A 19140-nucleotide genomic window follows, 5' to 3' on the forward strand; every position below is an offset into this window, starting at 1 on the left:
GGCCAGCGCCATGTTTCTTCCGTAAGTATCTTTCTATGACCAGTTCGCCGTTTGCGGGCCTGCTGGCGATCCGGGAGCCAATATGCGCACGACACTGAACATCATCGGCTTTGCTCTGCTTTCGGGGGCGGCCGCCCTGCCCGCGGCGGCCGCACCGGACATCAGCGAAGTGCTGACGATGACAAGCAGTGTCCAGTATTTTACCCATGATTCGCCGGTGGAAGGTGAAACCTTCGACAATGTGAACACCAAGGAACTGAGTTTCGAAGGCGGCAATCGGCGGTTGGGCGCCCAGCTTGACACCAGGCTTGGCGCCGGCGGCAACTTCTTCTTCCTGCACAATATCTATACGCAAGGCCAAGGCTTTGTCGAAATGATCACCGATCTGACGATCGCGATCACCAACAACAGCGCCTCCACGGCTTTTCTGCGGCTTGATTCGCTGATCACACCCGGCTTCATCGGGTTCCAGGGCCAGAACACCGATTCCGAAGTGCAGTTCCTCTTCCACGTGCGGCAGTTCGCCAACCATCCCACCCTTGGCGCCCGGACCGATCTTTATCAGGCCAGCGGTTCCCTGGATCACACCGGCCCGCAACCCAACAGCATCGTGACATCGGACAGCCGGCAGTTCACCGGCTTCTCCTCCTACGTCTCCGCCCTGGGCGATCGCGTCGCCTTTGAATGGGGTGCAACGCCGCTCAGCCTGGCGCTGGCGCCGATCGCCGCGGGCGACACCCATTATGTCCATTATTACAACTTCACCCGGATCAACATCGTCAATGGCTTCTGCGCCACCTTGCTGGGTTGCGAAGGCGTGCAGGTGGCCTTTGGCGATCCGCGCAACGATGGCAGCTCCTCACCATTCAGCGCGGCGGCCTTTGTCGATGGCGGGTCGTTCAACGTGCCGGTCACCAACGACCAGTTGCTGATCGGCCGGCGTTTCGACGCCACCAACTATTCCATGGCCGATGTGGTGGACATTGACGCGCCGGCGCCGCCGGCCCTGCCCGATCCGGCCCCGCCCGCCACCTTCGATTGGCTGCCGCCGGTGGATTTGGTGGCTGCCGTGCCCGAACCGGCGAGCTGGCTGATGCTGATCAGCGGCTTTGGCCTGGTGGGCGCCATGCAGCGCCGGCAACGGCCGCGCACAGCCGCGCGCGCAGCCTGACAGAGGCGGCCTGAATCTGGCGGCCTGAATCGCTGCTGCCGGGTTGCAAGTTGCTGGCCCGGTCTTTACCCAAAATCCTGCATGTCGGCGCGATCCGGCGGCGGCAATCGGGGTGGGCGGCGATGCGATGTTACAGCCAGAGGCTGGCCGATAACGGCCGGCGGCAGCGCCGCAGGGGCCGGGCGTGACCGCCGCGCACCACCCGCCGCGTCCAGGGCTGGCGCTGACCGTGGCCATCACCGGTCACCGCGTGCTGGATCCGGTGGTGGCGCCTGTGCTGGCGGCGGCCATCGGCGCACTGCTGGCGCGCGTGCAGGCCGATGTGGCGACGATTGCCGCCCTGCATCGCAATCATTTTGCCGATGATCCAGCTCGCCTGTCGCTGATCTCCGGCCTGGCTGCCGGGGCCGACCAGATCGCCGCGCGGGCCGCACTTGCACAGGGCTATGCCCTGCAGGTGGTGCTGCCGTTCCCACGTGCGCAATATGCCCAGACCATGGCGCCCGCCGATCAAGCCGGCCTTGCCGCCCTGCTCGATCAAGCGGCGTATGTGTGGGAGGCACCCATGGACGCCGCAGCGGGGGACGCGGCCTATGTGCTGGCCAGCGATGTGACGGTTGCCGGCTGCGATCTGTTGATCGCGGTGTGGGATGGCGAACCGGAACGCGGGCCCGGCGGCACCGCGGCGGTGGTGGCCGAGGCGGTGCGGCGCGGCGTGCCGGTGGTGCATGTGCCCAGCACGGGCGGCGCGCCCGAACTGCTGTGGGCCGGGCTGGATGCGGTGCCGCCCGAACGGCTGCGGCTGGATACGGTGCCGATGGCAGCGCTGGATGATGCGGCGCTGGCGCGGGTGCTGGCGGTGCTGCTCACCCCGCCGCTGCCGGCCAGTGAACTGGATATCTATCTGGGCGAAACCGAACATCTGCGGCGCTGGCGGGCGGAATGGCCGCTGCTGCTGGCGGTGACCGGCGTGCAGAAACTGAAACGCGGGTTCCTGCAGGCAACCCCCTATCTGCAGGCCAATCGCGATGATTGGGCCGGCCATGCGCAGGGCTGTGCCGACGCCGGCGTGCCGGCCACCGGACATGATCGGCTGGAGGCGGCCTTTGCCTGGGCCGATGGCCTCGCCACCCATTATGCCCATGTGTTCCGCAGCGGCATGGTGTTCAATTTCCTCGGTGCCGCGGTGGCGGTGATCCTGGCGCTGCTCGCCGGCTTGCTGCCGGGCAGCAAGACTGTGCTGCTGATCCTGGAATTGCTGGTGGTGGGCGCGGTGGTGCTCAACACCAGCATCGGCAACCGCCAGTCATGGCACCGGCGGTGGCTGGATTACCGCTATCTCGCCGAAACCCTGCGGCTGCAGCGCAGCCTGCGCCTTTTGGGCGCCGCCAGCCCGCCGGGGCACGATCTTGTCGGCCCACGCCGCTGGACCGACTGGTATGCGCTGGCAATCTGGCAGGGGCTGCCGCGGCCGCCCGCGCCGGCCGACAAGGCCGCCTTCACCGCCCTGACCCGGCACATCGTGGCGCATGAACTGGATGGGCAGATCGCCTATCATCATATCGTGCATCACCGCATGCACCGGCTGGATCACCGGCTGCACAACAGTGGCGAAACCTTGCTGATCCTCACCGGACTCGTGGGTGTTGGCACGCTGCTCGGGCTGGTGTTCGCTTATGCCACGATCAAGCCGTTCAGCCTGGAGCTCAGCCTGCTCGGTGCCGCCCTGCCCACGTTGGGCAGTGCCTTGTTCGGCTTGCGCGGTGCCGGCGATTTTGCGGGCGTGGCGCGGCGATCGCAGGCCACGGCGGAGCGGCTGGCGCGCGTCGCCGATCTGCTGCGCCGTGACGGGCTCGCGCCCGGCTTTGCCGCCCGCGCGCTTGAAGAAGCCGCCGCCATCATGCTGGCCGATCTGGCGGAATGGCGGTCCAGCTATGCCGATCGCAAGCTTGCGGTGCCATCCTGACCAGTTTCACCATCCCTTCACTCAAACGCGAAAGACACTGAATGATCACCCACCTGATTCGGATTGGCCTGCTGGCCAGCCTGGCTTCCGCCACCGTTTCGGCGCAAACCGCGCCGGACGCCGCCCGCCTGAAGGCCGATGTCGAGAAACTGGTGAGTTTCGGCACCCGCCACACCTTGTCGGATGCGGATCATCCGACGCGCGGCATCGGTGCCGCCCGGCGCTGGTATGCCGCCGAGATGACGAAGATCGGCGCCGGCTGCGGCGGCTGCATCACGGTTTCGACGCTGGAACGCCTGTTCACCAATGATCGTTCGCCCAAGGGTGCCAGGGTGGTCGACGTGCTCGGCATCCAGCAGGGACGCGATCCGAACCGCGTGGTGATCGTGCAGGGCCATATCGACAGCCGGGTCAGCGATGTGATGAATGCCACCAGCGATGCACCGGGTGCCAACGACGATGCGTCGGGTGTGGCACTGGTGATCGAGGCGGCGCGGCTGCTTTCCAAACAGAAGTTCGATGCCACCATCATCTATGCCGCGCTGTCGGGCGAGGAGCAGGGCCTGCTCGGCGGGACGTTGCTGGCCGAAACCGCCAAAGCGCGCGGCTGGGTGGTGAGCGCAGTGCTCAACAACGACATCGTCGGCAACACCGTGGGCCAGAACGGCAGCCGCGTCGCCGACCGCGTGCGGGTGTTTTCCGAAGGCATCCGCATTTCGGAAAGCCAAGCGGAACAGGCGCTGCGCCGCGGCAATGGCGGCGAGGATGACGGCCCCAGCCGCGCCCTGGCCAAGGCCATCGACCATGTTGCAGCCGGCATCACCGGCGGCATCGATGTGTTTGTCGATCGCCGGCCGGATCGCTTTGGGCGCGGCGGCGATCATGAACCCTTCTTGCGGCTCGGCTTCCCGGCGGTGCGCTTCACGGTGGGGATCGAGAATTACAACCAGCAGCACCAGGATCTGCGCACCGCGGCCGGCGTCGAATATGGCGATACCGTGGACAAGATGGATTTCCCATATCTGGCCTCGGTGACCGCGATCAACGTGGCCGCCATCCAGCGGTTGGCAGCGGCGCCGGCGGCCCCGGCTGATGTGGCGTTGCAGGGCGCGGTGGGCAGCGACATCAAGGTGACATGGGCGGCAGTGCCCGGCGCGGCCGGTTATCGCGTGCACTGGCGCCGCAACGACGCCCAGGATTGGACACAGAGCCGCGACGTGCCGGCCGCCGAGACGCAAAGCGTGCTGAAGGACATCAATGTCGACGATCATTTCGTCGGCGTATCTTCGCTTTCGGCCAGCGGTGCCCAAAGCATCGTCACCTTCGGCGGTCGCGCGCAGCGCGCGCCGCAATAAGCGGCGGCCCGCCGGGCCGAACCCGAAGAAAAAGCCCCGCGCCGGACGATCCGGCGCGGGGCTTTTCATTGGCAGTGCCGCGCCGGGCAGCGCCCGGCAGCGCCGGCTTACATCTTGAAGCGGAAGCCGAGGCGATAGCTGCGGCCAAGCAGATCATAGATCGGCGAGGTGCCGAACGACGTGCCGTTCGACGGGATCGCCGGCGGATTGCGGTCGAACAGGTTTTCGACAACGGCGAATAGCGTCACCTTGGTGTTGCCCACCTTCACGTCGACATTCTGCGACACTTCCCAATACCACAGGGCCGGCACGCGGTTGAACGCCGCCGGAATGCCGTTGCGGCTGGTTTCCGCGTCATTGCTTACCGTGCCCGAGCCCAGGTAGCGCCCGGTGATCGTGGTGCGGCTGGACCCCACCGAATAGGTGGCCGAGCCGAACCCGCGCCATTTCAGGCTGCCGAACGTGCCCAGCGCCGGCGGCTGGCTGTCACCGGGCAGGTTGGTCTGATCCTGCAAGCGCTGGGTCGCCAGCACACGCAAGGACAGCGAACCCGGCAGCTTTTCGGAAATATTGCTGAGCTGGGTGCGATAGCTGACTTCGTAATCAATGCCTTCCACATCCACATTCTGGGCATTGATGGCGCCGGTCAGCAAGGTGGCGCCGGTCAGGCCGGCGCTGCCCGCCACGGGCACGATCGACTGGCAGGCGGCCGGGCTGGCCGGGCGGTTGAAGCCATAGCAGAGATCGAGCAACAACTGGCCGCCGACACCGAAGAGCGCATCCTTGATGCTGATCTTGTACCAATCGACCGTGACGGTCAGGCCCGGCGCCCAACCTGGCTGATAGGCCCCGCCAGCCGTCCAGGTGTCGGCGATTTCCGGCGTCAGCCGCGGGTTGCCGCCGCTCAACGTGATGAACTGCACCAACGGGCTGGTCGGCTGGCTGCGATCCAGGAACTGGTTCACGAACTGGCTTTGCGGCGCATAAAGATCATTGAGGTTGGGCGCACGAATGTCGCGCGATCGCGTGGCGCGCAGACGCAGATCGCCAAAGCGATAGGCGCCGCCCACCTTCCACGTCGTCACTTCGCCGCTGGTCGAATAATCGGTGCGGCGCACGGCGCCGTTGAGCTCCAGATCACCGACCGCCGAATCCTTCAACAGCGGCACCAGGGCTTCGCCGAAGAATTCCTTCACATTGTAACCATTGGCGCCGGGCTGGAAATTGCCGACGTTCCAGCGCCGCGCCTGTGAGACTGCATCCGATGTGGCAGCAAAGGATTCCTTGCGATATTCAAACCCCGCCGCCAGCGACACCGGGCCGGCCCAGGTGCTGAACGGGCTGTACTGGCCGTCGATCGCATAGACATCGAGCGCGATGTCCAGATCCTGCCGGGTGCGGAAGCCATCGCTTTCGCCGGTCACCCAGGCGATCGCGGACTTGCCGAGCGCGCCTTCGCCAAACACGTTCATCGGAACACAGCCGTTGCTGTTTGCGGTGATCGTGGAGCGGCACACCGGCGCGCCAACGGCGACACCGGGCACGCCACCAAGCGCCGGATTGCCGGTCACGTCCACCGCCTGGTTGAAGCGATCGATGATCACGTTGTTGTCGCGCGTGTACCACACCTGGCTGCGGCCACGCTGGTAATAGGCGCGCCACTTGCCGCTGTCGGCAAACTTGCCTTCCAGCGCCAACAGGATCCGGCTCTGGCGGCGGTTGTAGCCGGCCTCGCCGATATGTTCGCCGGGCCGGTTGATCATGTCATAGAACAGGCGGTTCAGGCGGAACGAGGTGACGCCCTGCGCGTCCATCGATTGGCGCACGGCCGTGGGCAAGAACGGGTTGTCCCGCGTGATCAGCAGCGCGCCGGTCGCGCCGGAGCCTTGACGGTTGTACACCGCCGACCAGTTGATCGTGTCGTTGCCGGCATAGCTGGCCTCGACAATGGCGTTCACATTGTCGGTCACTTCATAGCTGAGGCGGCCATAGAGGCTCCAATGCTTGTCGTCGGGCAGCAGCGCGCCGCGCACCGACAGCGGCTCCACCGTGCCGCCGGCCTGCACGCTGCCCTGGGTGAGGGCGGCGGTGCCGAACTGGAACTGGTTGGTCGTGCCGCCGGGCAGGAAATTGGTGCCGGCCAGCGGCCCGCCGATGATCACGCCACCGGGCGTGCTGGTGAAGCCGGCATCGGTGCGCACGATCTGGCCGGATTGGCCGTTGGTGGCGGTCCAGGTCGGGTTCTGCAGCAGGCGCAGACCGGGCTGGAACCAGTCGCGCGGTTCATCGAAGAAATCGATGCGCTCGCCTTCGTAATAATTGCCGCTCAACAGCAGATGGCCGCGGCCGCCGGCAAAGGCCGTGCCATAGGCCAGATCCCCGTTGACGATCTGGCCATCCCGGCGATCGGTGATGCCATAGTTGACGCTGCCCTTCAGGCCGGTGAACTTGGTATCAAGAATGAAGTTGACCACGCCGGCCACCGCATCCGAACCGTAAGCCGCCGAGGCCCCGCCGGTCACCACATCGACCCGGCTGACCAGGTTTTGCGGAAGCAGGTTGATGTCCACCGCCGGCAACAGGCCGGAACCGACGACGCGGCGGCCATCGAGCAGCACCAGCGTACGGTTGATGCCCAGGCCACGCGCGCTGATCTGGTTGGCGCCGCCATTGGCGTTGGCAAACAGCGTGGTGGCGCGCGGCGACTGGCCCTGCCCGATCGCCGGCAACTGGTTGACATAATCCGCGATGTTGGTCGGGTTGCGGGCCTGGATATCCTCGATCGTCACCACCGTGGTGGGCACCGGCGCCTGGGTGCCGTCGCGCACGATGCGCGATCCGGTCACGACCATTTCCGCCGGCATCTCGGTCTGCTCGGCGCTGGCAACGGCTGCCGGCGCGGAAGCCGCCGTTGCCGGCCGCGCGGGTGCGGCCGCCTGGGCAGCCGCCGGCGTTGCCGCCAGCGCTGCGGCCATCACCGCCAGAGACGTTGCCCCGAACCGGGAAAATCGACAAGCATTGTGCATTCAGGCTACCCCCCATTGCTGGCACCAGTGCCAGGCAAACCAATCTGAGGGGAAGAGACGAAGAACCGCCGCAATGCTGCGGGGGAAATGACGTATTGTGCCTTACAATTGCAGCAAACGGCCGAAAAATGGCGGCTTGTGTGCCGTTTCTGCCCGGACATGGCGCCGCAGGGCGCCCGGCGGTTCGGCGGGCTGCGGCATGGTCGGACCGCGGCCAGGGCCGCCCGCACCTCGTTTCGAAGGCAGCTACCGTGACCGGCACAGAGGGGCTATATCGGACCTGACATCAGGGGGAGATGCATCATGTTGCGAGCGATTGGTTTTTGTGCCGTGCTGCTGGCCTCGGCCAGTTCGGCGCAGGACGTCCCGGAAATTCGTTTTGACTCCGTCGACTTCCTCAAGCCGCCGGCCGACCTTCATTTGGGCGAAGTCGCTGGTGTTGCGCTCGGAAAAGCAGGCCAGGTCTATGTTTTCCAGCGTGGCAACACGCAGGGCCCGGCCTATGCCGCGGCCGCCGCCCAACTGCTCGAATTCGATGCCAACGGGCGATTCGTGCGCGAGATCGGGCATAATCTTTATGCCTGGTCCTATGCCCATGCGACGCGGGTCGATGCCGCCGGCAATATCTGGGCGGCCGACAAGGGATCGAACATGGTGGTGAAGTTCAACCCCGCCGGGCGCGTCGCCATGGTCTTCGGCCGCAAGCCCGAAGCCAGCGACGAAAACGCCCGCCCGCTCGAACATCCCAAGCCGCCGCTGCCGGCCGTTGACGGGCAGTTTCGCGAAGTGACCGACATGGCGTGGGACAGCCAGGGCAACACCTATATCAGCGACGGTTACATCAATTCGCGCGTCGCCAAGATCGCGCCGGATGGCCGCTGGTTAAGCTCGTGGGGCAGCTTCGGCAGCGCGCCCGGACAGTTCAACACGCTGCATTCGATTGCCGTCGATGCGCGTGACGAGGTTTACGTTGCCGACCGCGGCAACCGGCGCATTCAGGTGTTCGACACCGCCGGCACCTTGCTGCGCATCATCCAGATCAATGTCCCCTCCCCCGCCGACGCGCCGGCGGCGATCGGCAACCGCCCGGTCGTGCCACCCGCCGGCCCCGACACGGTGGCAACCAAGACGATGATGCCGGGTGCGCCGTGGGCGCTGTGCATCACGCCGCGCGACCGCGACGGCAAGCAGGTCCTCTATGTTTCCGATGCGTGGCCTGGCCGAATTTACAAGCTTTCGCTCGATGGCAAGGTGCTGGGCTGGCTCGGCGGATCCGGCAAACAACTGGGGCAGTTCGGCTGGATCCACGAGATCGCCTGTCCCGCCGAGAACGAGTTGTACGTTGCCGAACTGCTCAACTGGCGGCTCCAGAAACTGACACTGCACCCCTAGCCGCGCTGTTCAGCCGGGGCGGGGGAGCGGCCTCTTATCCGATGGCTCTAGATAGCTTGCCGGACACCCGATCGCGTGTATCACCGTCTGGTAACAACAAAGCCCCGGGGAGATCCATGCACTACGCGGAACTGGCGAAAGCGCGCGAAGAGCTGACGGGCCCCGGTGGCGCGTTCGAGATCATCAGGATCGACGTCAATGGCATCGCGGTGCGCGCCTTTCGCCATGCGCTGCCCGATGTGCGGGCCTTGTGGCAATCGACCAAGCCCTTCGCCGACAGGACTTATCTCGTCTTTGGCGACGAGCGGTTGACCTATGCCGAGGCCCATGGCCACGTCGATGCCATCGCCGCCTGGCTGGCGGCGCAGGGCGTGCAGCCGGGCGACCGGGTGGCGATCGCCATGCGCAACTATCCCGAATGGCTGCTGATCTATTGGGCCTGCGTCAGCACAGGCCTTGCCGTCGTCGGCATGAACGCCTGGTGGACGGCCGAGGAAATGGCCTACGCGCTGGCAGACTCGGCGCCAAAGGCCCTGTTCCTCGATGCTGAGCGACTCGATCGCTTCAGGGAAATCGCCGAGCCGCCGGCGGTGACACTCGTTGGGGTGCGGCTGCGCGGGCCCGAGCCGGGCGTGTCGTCGCTCGCCGATGTCATCGCCCATGGCGGTGCCATGCCCGAGGTGGCGATCGATCCCGATGCCGATGCCTGCATCTTCTACACATCGGGCACCACCGGCTTCCCCAAGGGCGCACAGCTGACCCATCGCGGCTGCATCACCAATTTGTACAACATGCTCTATGCCGGTGCTTCGACAGCATTGGCGGTGCAGCGGGCCACGGACGTCGCGCCGCCGGCGTCGCCGCCGGTGCCGGTGTCCTTGCTGACGACGCCGCTGTTCCACGTCACCGCCAACAACTGCGGCGCCTATGCGACCACTGCGGCCGGCGGCACCATCGTGCTGATGTACCGTTGGGACGCCGGCGAAGCGCTGCGCATCATCGCGCGGGAGCGCGTGACCTCGATCGGCGGCGTGCCGGTGATGGCGCGCGAGCTCATCAACCATCCGGATTTCGCCACCACCGATGTGTCGAGCCTGACCGCGATGTCGGGCGGCGGTGCCCAGGTGCCGCCGGATCTCGTGCACAAGATCGAATCCAGGGTGGCAAGCGCCCGGCCGAGCACCGGGTACGGCATGACCGAAACCTGCGGCATCATCACATCCGTCTCTGGCGACTTCTTTGTCGACAAGCCCGACAGCGCCGGTCCCGCCATGCCCAGTTATGAAGCCAAATGCGTCGATGACGCCGGCAACACCGTGCCGCCGGGCGACATCGGCGAACTCTGGGTCAGGGGCGCCGCTGTCATCAAGGGCTATATCAACCGCCCCGAAGCGACGGCGGCCGCGATCACGGATGGCTGGCTGCACACCGGCGACATTGCCCGCATCGACGAGGATGGCTTCATCTTCATCGTGGATCGCAAGAAGGACATGGTGCTGCGCGGCGGCGAGAATGTCTATTGCGCCGAAGTGGAAGCCGCCATCTACCGCCATCCCGCGATCGCCGAATGCTGTGTGTTCGGCGTGCCCGATCACCGGCTCGGCGAGGAAGTCGGCGTGGCTGTCCTGCTGAAACCCGGCGAACGCCTGGATGACGCCGGGCTGCGCAGCTTCTGCGGCGGCCTGATCGCCAACTACAAGGTGCCGCGCCACATCTTGTTCATGACCGAGCCGCTGCCGCGCAATGCCAGCGGCAAGTTCCTGAGGCGCGAGTTGCGCGACCGGCTGAGCCAGGATCTGCCGACACCTTGATTGGCCCTGGCGTGCTGCCCGGGACGGACGCGGGCGAGCCGGATCGCGCCGCAATCGTGGACATCACCCCGATACGGGTTCCTGCGGTGCAGAACGCGCCGCAGGGATTCTCCGCGAAAGCGGCTCGTGATCCAGCAGGAATACCCCGCCAGATCAGCCTGTCGAGACCGACCGTCAGAAGCGCAGGTGGCGCCGGTCGCTAAGAAGGCGAGACACCCTCTCCGTCGTCGACTGACTTGTCACATTGGAAACATTCACTGGAGGCCGACCGGGAATCGCAATATTCTCATAAGACTATGAATATATGAAAATATTCCAGAGATAGAAGCGAGGTGGCCCCCGATATGGCCCCCAAAGGGAGCGGTTGTAGGCGAACGCGATTGAACAAAGTGACTATCTGCAAGGCGGCGCAACTACAGTGTCGCACCCCCACCCCCCTTCAAATTCCTGCTCAGCCAGACCCCACCCCGGGGGTACCCCCCTTTTCCCAGATATGGGACCCACGCTTCCTTAGTACATACTGATCTGCTTATTCCGTTTCGAGGTTTCCTCTGCACTGCCCCTTGGCACTCACGGTCTTAAAGCAACCCTCTGCTACCACTGCCTGCGTAACTCAAAAGCTAGGGCGCAACCTCGTTGGTTGAAGAACGAAATGGTCGACCAGTTGAGGTCACAGGTGCCGCCAATCGTTGGTAGCAATCCTGCAAGCTCGATCCTATCCGAGTTCAAATAAACACCAGTGTTAAGGGTCTTATCAACGCGCCTCACGCCCCAAAACGGATCGTCTTGGTCGTACTGTGACATGCGACCCTGAAGGAGACCTTCCAAATTAATAGCGCCTGAGCGCCACAAGGCAACACCACGCGCGCCGTAGGAATAGAACCCCTGCTCTCCAAACCGGGCCTCTTGTCTGAGCAGCGTTGGGCCGACCGCAAAGGTCTTCGCCGGTGAAGGGCTATAAGTTACAGGTGCAAACACATCATACTGCCATCCAGAAATCCCGCCCCCAGCTTCTGAGATAAAGCGCCCGACCCGCAAGGAGGGTTGGAGGGACATGTTGACCGAAAGCCGTTTGGCGATGCGACCTTCAACGAATGGCAAGGAGAAGGACAGGCCTGTTTGGCCTAGGTGTGTGAGGCCGGCGCGGAGCTCGTACTGCCCCCCTCCAAGACGTTTCCCGGCGGATGCCTCGCCAATTAATCGATCAGCGCGAGTGCCTGGTAAATCCCGAAACGAGCCGCTCAGCGCAAGGTCCCACGAGGCAATACTCTTTGTGTAGGACGCGCCATAGGTCATACCCCACTGGTTCCGGTACTGACTGTCCGGGGCATAATCCAGATCGACCCCGTTGACGGTGAAGCCAAAAGCACCGGGCTGTTGCAGGGGATTGGCGTAGAAGGCGGCGCCCAAGTTAAGCGCTAAACGACCTCTCCGCTGGTCGATTCGTCGGACAAGCTCAATGATATTTGCTTTCACATCGGGCGGCGGATTGTCCGCATACGCCTTCAGGAACAAGGACCGAGCATCGGATAACTGACCCGAGAGCATAAGAACCCTGGCCAGCTCCAACCGAATACGCGGCGTCGGTGCCTTCAGATACAGAGAACCCAACTCAGTTGCAGCGAAGCGGAACTGCCCAGCATCTGCTAACGCTAGGGCTCTTATAAACCTAGCTTGGACCTCTGCGTCAACTGTCTGGGCCGTGGATGCCGCCGATATAGCAGCGCCAGCCAACAGGATTGTCCTCACTGCTTTGCGCCAAAGCCCCCAACTAGTGTATTTACCGAGCCGCGAAGGAAGAAGGTTCCGCCAAGCTCGTTAGCATTCGGGCCGTAGAACTGGCCAGACGCGGCACCTGTCAGGTTTTGAAATGACGTCTGGCCTCTGGCTGCGACGTTGCCCGAGAAGTTATTGGCGCCTGCAGCATAAGTCATCGTTCCATTTAAATCCAACCAAGTAAGCGGTATAGTTAGGTTAGTCCTGATATCAGTTATAGTTTGGTTGCTAGTTGTAAATTCAATTGTTCTTGCGCCGAAATTGACGTTGAACGTTGCATTGGCGGCGTAACGCGAGGCTGAGCCGTCTGTGTAAATGCCCGCAGCGATCCCTCGGAAGGCAACGGTGCCTGCCGATGGGATTGCACTGCCGCCAGTCGCTGCGCCGACCGAAGCGACGCCATATTTACCAGTTGAGCCTGCCACTAGGCCAGTTCCCCAGACCCCAAACGATTGGTAATTAAAGTTGGCCGCGTACGGGTCGAGCCATGCGGCTTGCTCAGAACCGACCGCATTAGAAGCCAGCACGCCGATTTGGGCACCACCGAAGAGCAGTCCAGCCGTATTCACGCTGCCAGAATTAAAATTAAAGCTCGACAATGCTCCATCAATACGCAGTGATTTTGTCTGCCGGGCACTGTTAACGTTCAAATTTACGGTTGCGGCGCCTTGGGTCGGATTGGAGACGCCGCTTTGTAGGATAGCACCTGTTGCGTCTACGGCAATGCTACCTTCTCGCGTTGTACCCGATACCGTAGTGGTAACACCTGACTGCACAGCCTGGAAACTTGTGAACTGCGGCGCGGGATTTGCGGCCGGTGGGATAGGAGTTGAATTAACGCTGCCCCCGCCAGATGAACCGCCACAGGCCGAAAGCAGACATGGCGCAATGAGCATGGCAACGTAGCGGGGAGAAAATGGCTTACCTAGAGAGCTAAGCTGCCTCGCGCTCTGGGCGGCACGAGTGACGGCGCTTTGGAAGGCGGGGCTCGCCCCAGCTTCATGCCGTTCTGCGTCTTCCCCCATGGACTGCTCCCCACCTAAGTTTAACGAATCAGGTTTATAGTTCCTTGTTTTTGGGTGCGCAACGCCACTCCTTTGCCAGGTGCGGCACGAATGTCCTTGGGCTAAAATTCTGGGCGCAAACTTGCGTTTGCGGAGGAGGGCGTTGCGTCTGAACCAAGAGGAGCTCGCTGACCGCGTCGGGGTGGATGTTCGCTATCTTGGGGGCATAGAGCGCGGTCAGGAAAACCCTTCCCTAAGCGTCATCGTTAGGGTGGCGGCAGCGCTGGGTTGCACGCCGGTGGACCTACTAAAGCACAGCGCCCCTTAGACCGTTTTAGGTTTGCGCCCACGCCACCTCGGCCCACTGGCCAGTCCCAACGCGAATGATAGTGCCTCAAGTTCCCGCAGTTCCACAAGCACCCGGCTGCGCTCGGCCTTGGCCCCCAGCGTCTCCCCGCCATGCCTATACTGCGGATGGTTTGCACCTCGCCTGACCGTCTCTGACCTGCGCGCGCCGTGCATGCGGCAGACCCGCCCAGAGCTCCCCCAAGCGACCACGGCAGGATTTCTGCACCTAGCTCCCGAGTGTTTGGCGCGTGCCGTACACTGTTTGACGGTGTCTCCAACGCCTGGCAGCAGCATGTCGGTTTCCTTACATTACACTTGGCGAGAGGCGGCCGCGACGGGCAAAAACTTTAATCGGCGCATACCCTATGCAAGCAGGGGGGCTTTTGTCGGTTTTGTCGGTTACCCCCACCCCGTTCAGCACGCTACTACGAGCTGGAAGAGTGGAAAAATGTGTTAGGGGGGTACCTACAAAACCGACAAAAGGTCGCCACACACTCACTGCGCGAAGATGCGCGGGTTGACGTCGTAAGCAACCGTCTTCCTGCCGCCCGTTTCGACGCCCCGCTCCATCAGCCAGCCTAGCTCGACCAACTGGTCAACCGCCTGCTGGACCTTGTATTGTTCTGACAGGTTGCGCCAACCTTTGGCGTACACACTACGCGCCCTAAAGCCGGATTGCAGTTCGCCGCGTAGAAGCCGTCCTGCCAGAGCATGTGCGCCAGCCCCATCCACGCTGTGCACAGCGCCGTACACCCGCATAGCGTGCGACTTCAGATATTTCGCATAACCAAGCGCGCCTGACAGGCACGCACTGCACACCTCACCGGCATGCCCCTCAAGCAGGTGGAAAAGCAGCGCCAGCCCGGGGAGCAAGCTGCGGTACTTAGCAAAATGGCTTTGCTCTGCCGGCCCCAAGTCATCCCTGCGCAGCATCGCTTCATTGGCCGCGTACCACGCGTTGAAGCTGACCTGTGCGTCCTCATCGAAATGCAGCAGCCGCGAACCATGCTTGTTACGTTTGCCGCTCGTAGGTTCGGTCCGCAACCCAAGTATCGCCCGGTTCATCGCCGCCAACGCTTCCTGATTGGGGCATCTGTCTACCAGTACGAAATCCTCGACTTGATCCGGCCAAACAAGCAGCTGGAACCGCTGAAGGAGCCCGTCGTTCTGCGCACTACCGCTTTGGGCCATGCGGACATAATGCTTGATCTTGTCAGGCTGGAACCCACCGAAGACCGACAAGGCATAATGCGTCAGACGGATGCTGCCACGACCGATACGGTCGAATGAGTATGTGCCGTTTCCGCCCCAGCCGGAGAGATAAAACCCCCGCGCTGCCTCCTGTCCAGCCGTGTCGAGACTCTGCAATAAGCCTGATAGTTCGTCCCCGTGGACAAGAACCCCGCGCGGGTTGGCCGCCAGTATGTCCCCCAAGGCTTGGTAGGTGGTGTCGTTGACGATCAGGCGCGGCTTCTTCGGCTCCTGCGGCTCCACCGGGACGGTCCCCAGCTTGCCGGCCTTGAACGCTGCTAGCGCCTTGTCGAACTGCTTCTTCTCTACCTGGTACTTCGCAAGGGCAGATGCGTAGCCGATGCTCTCCTGTTCCTCGACGTGCCGAAGGGGTTTCATCGTCTCTTGCTGTACGGGCGTCTTCATAGAGCCCGGTGGACCAACGATGCCGCCCCAGAACGCAGGGTAGACCTCCCACGTCTCGTCATGCTGCTTGGGCATGATCCCGACCCGGTTGCCGACGAGAGCACCGGCACCAACCAACAAGGACCCCGCCACATAATCAACCGGGCATGAGAGGCGCTCTGCTATATCTTGAACCGCGTCTCGAACGGTTGATGGCAGGCAGCCCACGTCTAGCGCTTTGACACGCCGGAGCTCGCCCGGCAGCGGTTGGGGCATAGCCCAGCCGTCTGCATCTTCAGCGGCGGCCATAATAGGCGAGGCATAAACCTTGGTCGGGTTTACCCAGCCTTGGCGCTGGGCCTCGGCAAAGACGGATCGGTAATCAATGCTTTTTGGGGTGAAGCCATCCCATGTCCTGCTGAGATGAAGTGGCCCACGATCTTGGGATTTTTCGGACGTCTGCGACCATTCCAACCAGAGCCCGCGTCCGACGTTGCCCAAGCCCTTCAGCGCCAAGCCGGCCTTGACCCAAAGCCCATGGTCATCTGACCGCATCGACAGAAGGGCACTGCGAAGATGCTGGATGGTTTCAGCCGGCAGCGTGACCATAGAACTATCTTCTGCACAGGCCCGCTCGCCAAGCGACTGCTCCGCAGCAGGGTTCAGCAACGACTGCCAGACAGATAACAGAGCCAAAGGGATGGTTGGGATAGACCGCCAATTACCCTTGCCTGCCCATTGATAGGGCCTTCCGGTATCCGGATGGATAGACGGGGGCAGCACATCCTGCACAGTAAGACCATTCGCAGAAGCGCACCTGAACTCCAAGACCGTGTCCCTCGTTTCTGGATCGACAATCTTCTTCATCGGGATAGGCGAAGCATCTGCCGGTAACAGGTAAAGAAGCTTCCGACTGTCCTTCTTACCCGACGAAATCTGAACAGCGTCATCCGCATCGAGGAGCGTGTCTAAATCGATCCCGCGCTCCGCCAACCAAGCGCGTGCCTTTTGGAGATCGTCAATGTCGAGTGCCATTGTGGGCAACGGCGAACAGTATGCGTGAGCAATGCCTATATTGCCACAAAGTTCACTGGCCCTCTTCGGGTCGGTGATGGCGTTCTTCTCCTCGTTCCAGCCGGTGCTGTTTGGCCCTTTCTGGCGAGGCGGGATATCAATAAGTGCAATCCCATGAGCGATATAATCGATAGCGCTGTCCATTTACGCCTCCCAGTCAAAGGGAGGAACAATTGCGACGTCAGTTTGACTAGCCACGATTGCGTCGTGAACGATACGCGGCAACTTGGGGCCGACTTCATAAGCGCCAACCAAGTCACCGTCATGCGCTTGCAGAGCGAGAGACGTGGTCACTGCAAAACCGGTGCGGTCAGGCAACGCGGCCCGTCCCAGTCTAAGCACGCGCGCAACGGCCTCGTCACAAGCCGCTAGCCCTCGCGCTTGCAAGCTACTGAAACACTCCCGGCAGAAGTAGAAGTAAAGCCCTATGTTCCCCTCCCGGCAGTTCAGAGAAAAAGGCGCAGTTGCAAGGTCAAGATCGCGTTCACATCCGCAGCACCCAGCGTGCCCATAGTCGTAATCATTGAGATGGCAGGTCATTCTGCTGCCTCCCCGCTCAGAAGGGTGTGCAGGCTTTCCGCAGGTATCAGCGTGCGACCGCCAACGCGGATGGCCTTCAGGCGTCCTGCTGCGATGTGAGAATACAGGGTTGTGCGGCCAAGGCTTGAAGCGGAGCAAGCATCCTTGATCGAATATGCCAGCGGGTGAGGGTTGTTGATGTTCATCTGGACACTCCAACGGCCAAAAGCGGCCGTCGGAACATGTGTGTCAGGTCAAATTTACGCTCAACGCAGTGAACGTAAATCGCAGTAACCAGCTACCACCGGTGCTTGTAATACAGCGACTTAAGGCTCGATCCGTTCATTCCCTTCCCCCTACGCCTGTATCCGGTGAACTGAAGCTTCACCGCTAAACGCTCCGCGGCCGCCTTTAGGTCGGGGAGGTTTTGCATCCGTTGGAATACTTCCAGCGCCTCAAACAAAGCATCGTCGTCCTGCTTTAAGCGCCATGGCCTAGCGGAATTTTTCTTGCCGCCTATCCGCTTCAGCACCGGGTCTGTCAGCCCTTGGTCTAAATCACGCAGCGCCGCTGTCAGCCCAGACAACTGCGCCGCCACAGGGTGCTGGGCCTCCACTAGCGTACCGTCCTCCAACTCTCCCTCCCTGGTGGCCAGTGCTCCATCAAGATGGTCGGTAAGGACGTCAAGCAAGGCAATCAGGTTGGGTCGCGTGAACTCCGTTCTGGCTGGATCGCTAGCAAACGTTCGTAGCTTATCCAGAAGATCATCATGATCGTGGGTCGCCATCTCAGCCTACCTTCCGCTCAGGGAACTGCACGATCTCTGCGCCCTTCCGAAGCTGATCGAGGTAGTCGCTCCACCATTGGGCCATCTCGACGCGCTCCTTCCAGTGTTGGCCCCGATGATAAGCGGCGCGGACCTTGTCCTTATCGCTGTGAGCAAGTGCCCGCTCGATGGCATCGGGATGCCAATTTCCCGATTCGTTCAGTAGGGTTGATGCCATGGCCCGGAAGCCGTGCGCTGTCATTTCGTCGGATGCATACCCCAGCCGCCTAAGCGCAGCGTTGATCGTGTTCTCGCTCATGGGACGGGACCGCGTCCGCATTGACGGAAAGACATAACCCGAAGGACCAGTGACAGCCCGCACCTCACTTAGGACGGCTAGGGCCTGTCGGGACAGTGGCACGTGATGCGCCTTGCGCATCTTCATCTTCTCCGCCGGGATCACCCAAAGCGCGCCATCTAGATCGACGTCGCTCCACTCCGCATGGCGCAACTCACCGGGGCGGACGAATACGTGAGGTGCAAGCTGCAAGGCCAGCTTTGTGAGCCCCTGACCAACATAGCCATCAATAACCCGGAGCAGTTCGCCAACCAGCTTAGCGTCGATGATCGCCCCATAATGCTTAACAGTAGGCGCAGTTAGGGCGCCACGAAGATCGCGGGTCGGATCAGAAGCCAGCCGGCCTGTCGCTACCGCGTAGCGGAACACGGCGCTAGCCAGTTGGAGCGTGCGCCTCGCGCTTTCGCGCCTACCTTTGTCCTCAATCTTGCGGACGGCAGCGAGCACGTCCGGGGGCTTGATCTCGGCGATGGCCACACGACCGATAGAACTGTCGAGCAAGGACAAAAGATATTCACTGCGCGTTGCAGTAGCTGCTGCCCAAGCCTTGTCGCCATCTCGTTTGCGCTTGGCGCAATACTCCTTTGTGATCGCGGCGAACGTGCTTTCGGCTTGTGCGCGAGACCGAACCTTGTCGCGCTGCTTCTCGCGAGACGGGTCTTTGCCTGTGACGATCAACGTTCGAGCATCATCACGCCGCCGGCGTGCCTCAGCGAGGCTGATTTCCGGGTAGGGACCGATTGCGAGCTTCTTTTCTCGGCCGTCGACTCGGTACTTCAAGCGCCATAGCTTGCCGCCTGAGGGCTGCACCAGCAGGAACAAGCCGCCTGCATCGCCCATTTTGTAGGGTTTTTCGTGCGATTTCGCGTTCTTTATCGCAACGTCTGTCAGAGCCATGATGCGCCAAGCTTCTTCGGATGTGGCCCTATGTGGGGGCCA

The 19140-nt window shown here is 62.5% G+C and carries 13 protein-coding genes; 6 read left to right on the forward strand and 7 right to left on the reverse strand.

Features of this window, described 5'->3' with window-relative positions; all coding sequences use genetic code 11:
* The first annotated feature begins 82 nt into the window (after window positions 1–82).
* The 3 genes from ABWP22_RS07650 (at window position 83) to ABWP22_RS07660 (ending at window position 4492) form a co-directional block, all read left to right on the forward strand.
* Complete coding sequence (locus tag ABWP22_RS07650; RefSeq protein WP_353199362.1) at window positions 83–1171, forward strand: PEPxxWA-CTERM sorting domain-containing protein; 1089 nt, start codon at window positions 83–85, stop codon at window positions 1169–1171.
* 184 nt (window positions 1172–1355) lie between these two features.
* Complete coding sequence (locus ABWP22_RS07655; protein WP_353199363.1) at window positions 1356–3137, forward strand: DUF4231 domain-containing protein; 1782 nt, start codon at window positions 1356–1358, stop codon at window positions 3135–3137.
* Window positions 3138–3178: 41 nt separating this feature from the next.
* Window positions 3179–4492, forward strand: coding sequence for a M28 family peptidase (locus ABWP22_RS07660; RefSeq protein WP_353199364.1), 1314 nt, complete (start codon window positions 3179–3181; stop codon window positions 4490–4492).
* 107 nt (window positions 4493–4599) lie between these two features.
* On the opposite strand, the gene ABWP22_RS07665 is transcribed toward ABWP22_RS07660, so the two are convergent.
* Window positions 4600–7467: a TonB-dependent receptor plug domain-containing protein gene (locus tag ABWP22_RS07665; protein WP_353199365.1), complete on the reverse strand. Its 2868-nt coding sequence runs from the start codon at window positions 7465–7467 to the stop codon at window positions 4600–4602.
* A gap of 354 nt (window positions 7468–7821) precedes the next feature.
* On the opposite strand from ABWP22_RS07665, the gene ABWP22_RS07670 reads away from it, so the two are divergent.
* Together ABWP22_RS07670 and ABWP22_RS07675 are read left to right on the forward strand one after the other, a co-directional pair.
* Complete coding sequence (locus tag ABWP22_RS07670; protein WP_353199366.1) at window positions 7822–8910, forward strand: peptidyl-alpha-hydroxyglycine alpha-amidating lyase family protein; 1089 nt, start codon at window positions 7822–7824, stop codon at window positions 8908–8910.
* Between the two features lie 116 nt (window positions 8911–9026).
* On the forward strand, window positions 9027–10721 hold the full coding sequence (locus tag ABWP22_RS07675) for a class I adenylate-forming enzyme family protein (RefSeq protein WP_353199367.1): 1695 nt from the start codon (window positions 9027–9029) through the stop codon (window positions 10719–10721).
* Window positions 10722–11315: 594 nt separating this feature from the next.
* Here the strand turns inward: ABWP22_RS07675 and ABWP22_RS07680 are convergent.
* Entirely contained in the window at window positions 11316–12236 is a 921-nt protein-coding gene (locus ABWP22_RS07680) for a porin family protein (protein WP_353199368.1), read from the reverse strand.
* Window positions 12237–12466: 230 nt separating this feature from the next.
* On the reverse strand, window positions 12467–13147 hold the full coding sequence (locus tag ABWP22_RS07685; protein ID WP_353199369.1) for a transferrin-binding protein-like solute binding protein: 681 nt from the start codon (window positions 13145–13147) through the stop codon (window positions 12467–12469).
* A 454-nt stretch (window positions 13148–13601) separates the two neighbouring features.
* Between ABWP22_RS07685 and ABWP22_RS07690 the strand changes: the two genes are divergently transcribed.
* Window positions 13602–13829, forward strand: coding sequence for a helix-turn-helix domain-containing protein (locus tag ABWP22_RS07690; RefSeq protein WP_353199370.1), 228 nt, complete (start codon window positions 13602–13604; stop codon window positions 13827–13829).
* A gap of 515 nt (window positions 13830–14344) precedes the next feature.
* On the opposite strand, the gene ABWP22_RS07695 is transcribed toward ABWP22_RS07690, so the two are convergent.
* The 4 genes from ABWP22_RS07695 to ABWP22_RS07710 all read right to left on the reverse strand — a co-directional run bounded on the left by ABWP22_RS07695 (window position 14345) and on the right by ABWP22_RS07710 (window position 19098).
* Complete coding sequence (locus tag ABWP22_RS07695; protein WP_353199371.1) at window positions 14345–16702, reverse strand: DUF3987 domain-containing protein; 2358 nt, start codon at window positions 16700–16702, stop codon at window positions 14345–14347.
* Between the two features lie 392 nt (window positions 16703–17094).
* On the reverse strand, window positions 17095–17283 hold the full coding sequence (locus ABWP22_RS07700; RefSeq protein ID WP_353199372.1) for a helix-turn-helix domain-containing protein: 189 nt from the start codon (window positions 17281–17283) through the stop codon (window positions 17095–17097).
* 92 nt (window positions 17284–17375) lie between these two features.
* Window positions 17376–17864: a hypothetical protein gene (locus ABWP22_RS07705; protein ID WP_353199373.1), complete on the reverse strand. Its 489-nt coding sequence runs from the start codon at window positions 17862–17864 to the stop codon at window positions 17376–17378.
* Window position 17865: 1 nt separating this feature from the next.
* Window positions 17866–19098: a tyrosine-type recombinase/integrase gene (locus tag ABWP22_RS07710; protein ID WP_353199374.1), complete on the reverse strand. Its 1233-nt coding sequence runs from the start codon at window positions 19096–19098 to the stop codon at window positions 17866–17868.
* Between the last annotated feature and the right edge of the window lie 42 nt (window positions 19099–19140).

This window comes from Sandarakinorhabdus sp., assembly GCF_040398665.1.
GTDB lineage: Bacteria > Pseudomonadota > Alphaproteobacteria > Sphingomonadales > Sphingomonadaceae > Sandarakinorhabdus.

Bases quoted from the DNA above. Each gene is read 5' to 3' on its own strand.
- ABWP22_RS07650 (WP_353199362.1), top strand. From the start codon at position 83: ATGCGCACGACACTGAACATCATCGGCTTTGCTCTGCTTTCGGGGGCG.
- ABWP22_RS07660 (WP_353199364.1), top strand. From the start codon at position 3,179: ATGATCACCCACCTGATTCGGATTGGCCTGCTGGCCAGCCTGGCTTCC.
- ABWP22_RS07665 (WP_353199365.1), bottom strand. From the start codon at position 7,467: ATGGCCGCAGCGCTGGCGGCAACGCCGGCGGCTGCCCAGGCGGCCGCA.
- ABWP22_RS07670 (WP_353199366.1), top strand. From the start codon at position 7,822: ATGTTGCGAGCGATTGGTTTTTGTGCCGTGCTGCTGGCCTCGGCCAGT.
- ABWP22_RS07675 (WP_353199367.1), top strand. From the start codon at position 9,027: ATGCACTACGCGGAACTGGCGAAAGCGCGCGAAGAGCTGACGGGCCCC.
- ABWP22_RS07695 (WP_353199371.1), bottom strand. From the start codon at position 16,702: ATGGACAGCGCTATCGATTATATCGCTCATGGGATTGCACTTATTGAT.
- ABWP22_RS07700 (WP_353199372.1), bottom strand. From the start codon at position 17,283: ATGAACATCAACAACCCTCACCCGCTGGCATATTCGATCAAGGATGCT.
- ABWP22_RS07705 (WP_353199373.1), bottom strand. From the start codon at position 17,864: ATGGCGACCCACGATCATGATGATCTTCTGGATAAGCTACGAACGTTT.
- ABWP22_RS07710 (WP_353199374.1), bottom strand. From the start codon at position 19,098: ATGGCTCTGACAGACGTTGCGATAAAGAACGCGAAATCGCACGAAAAA.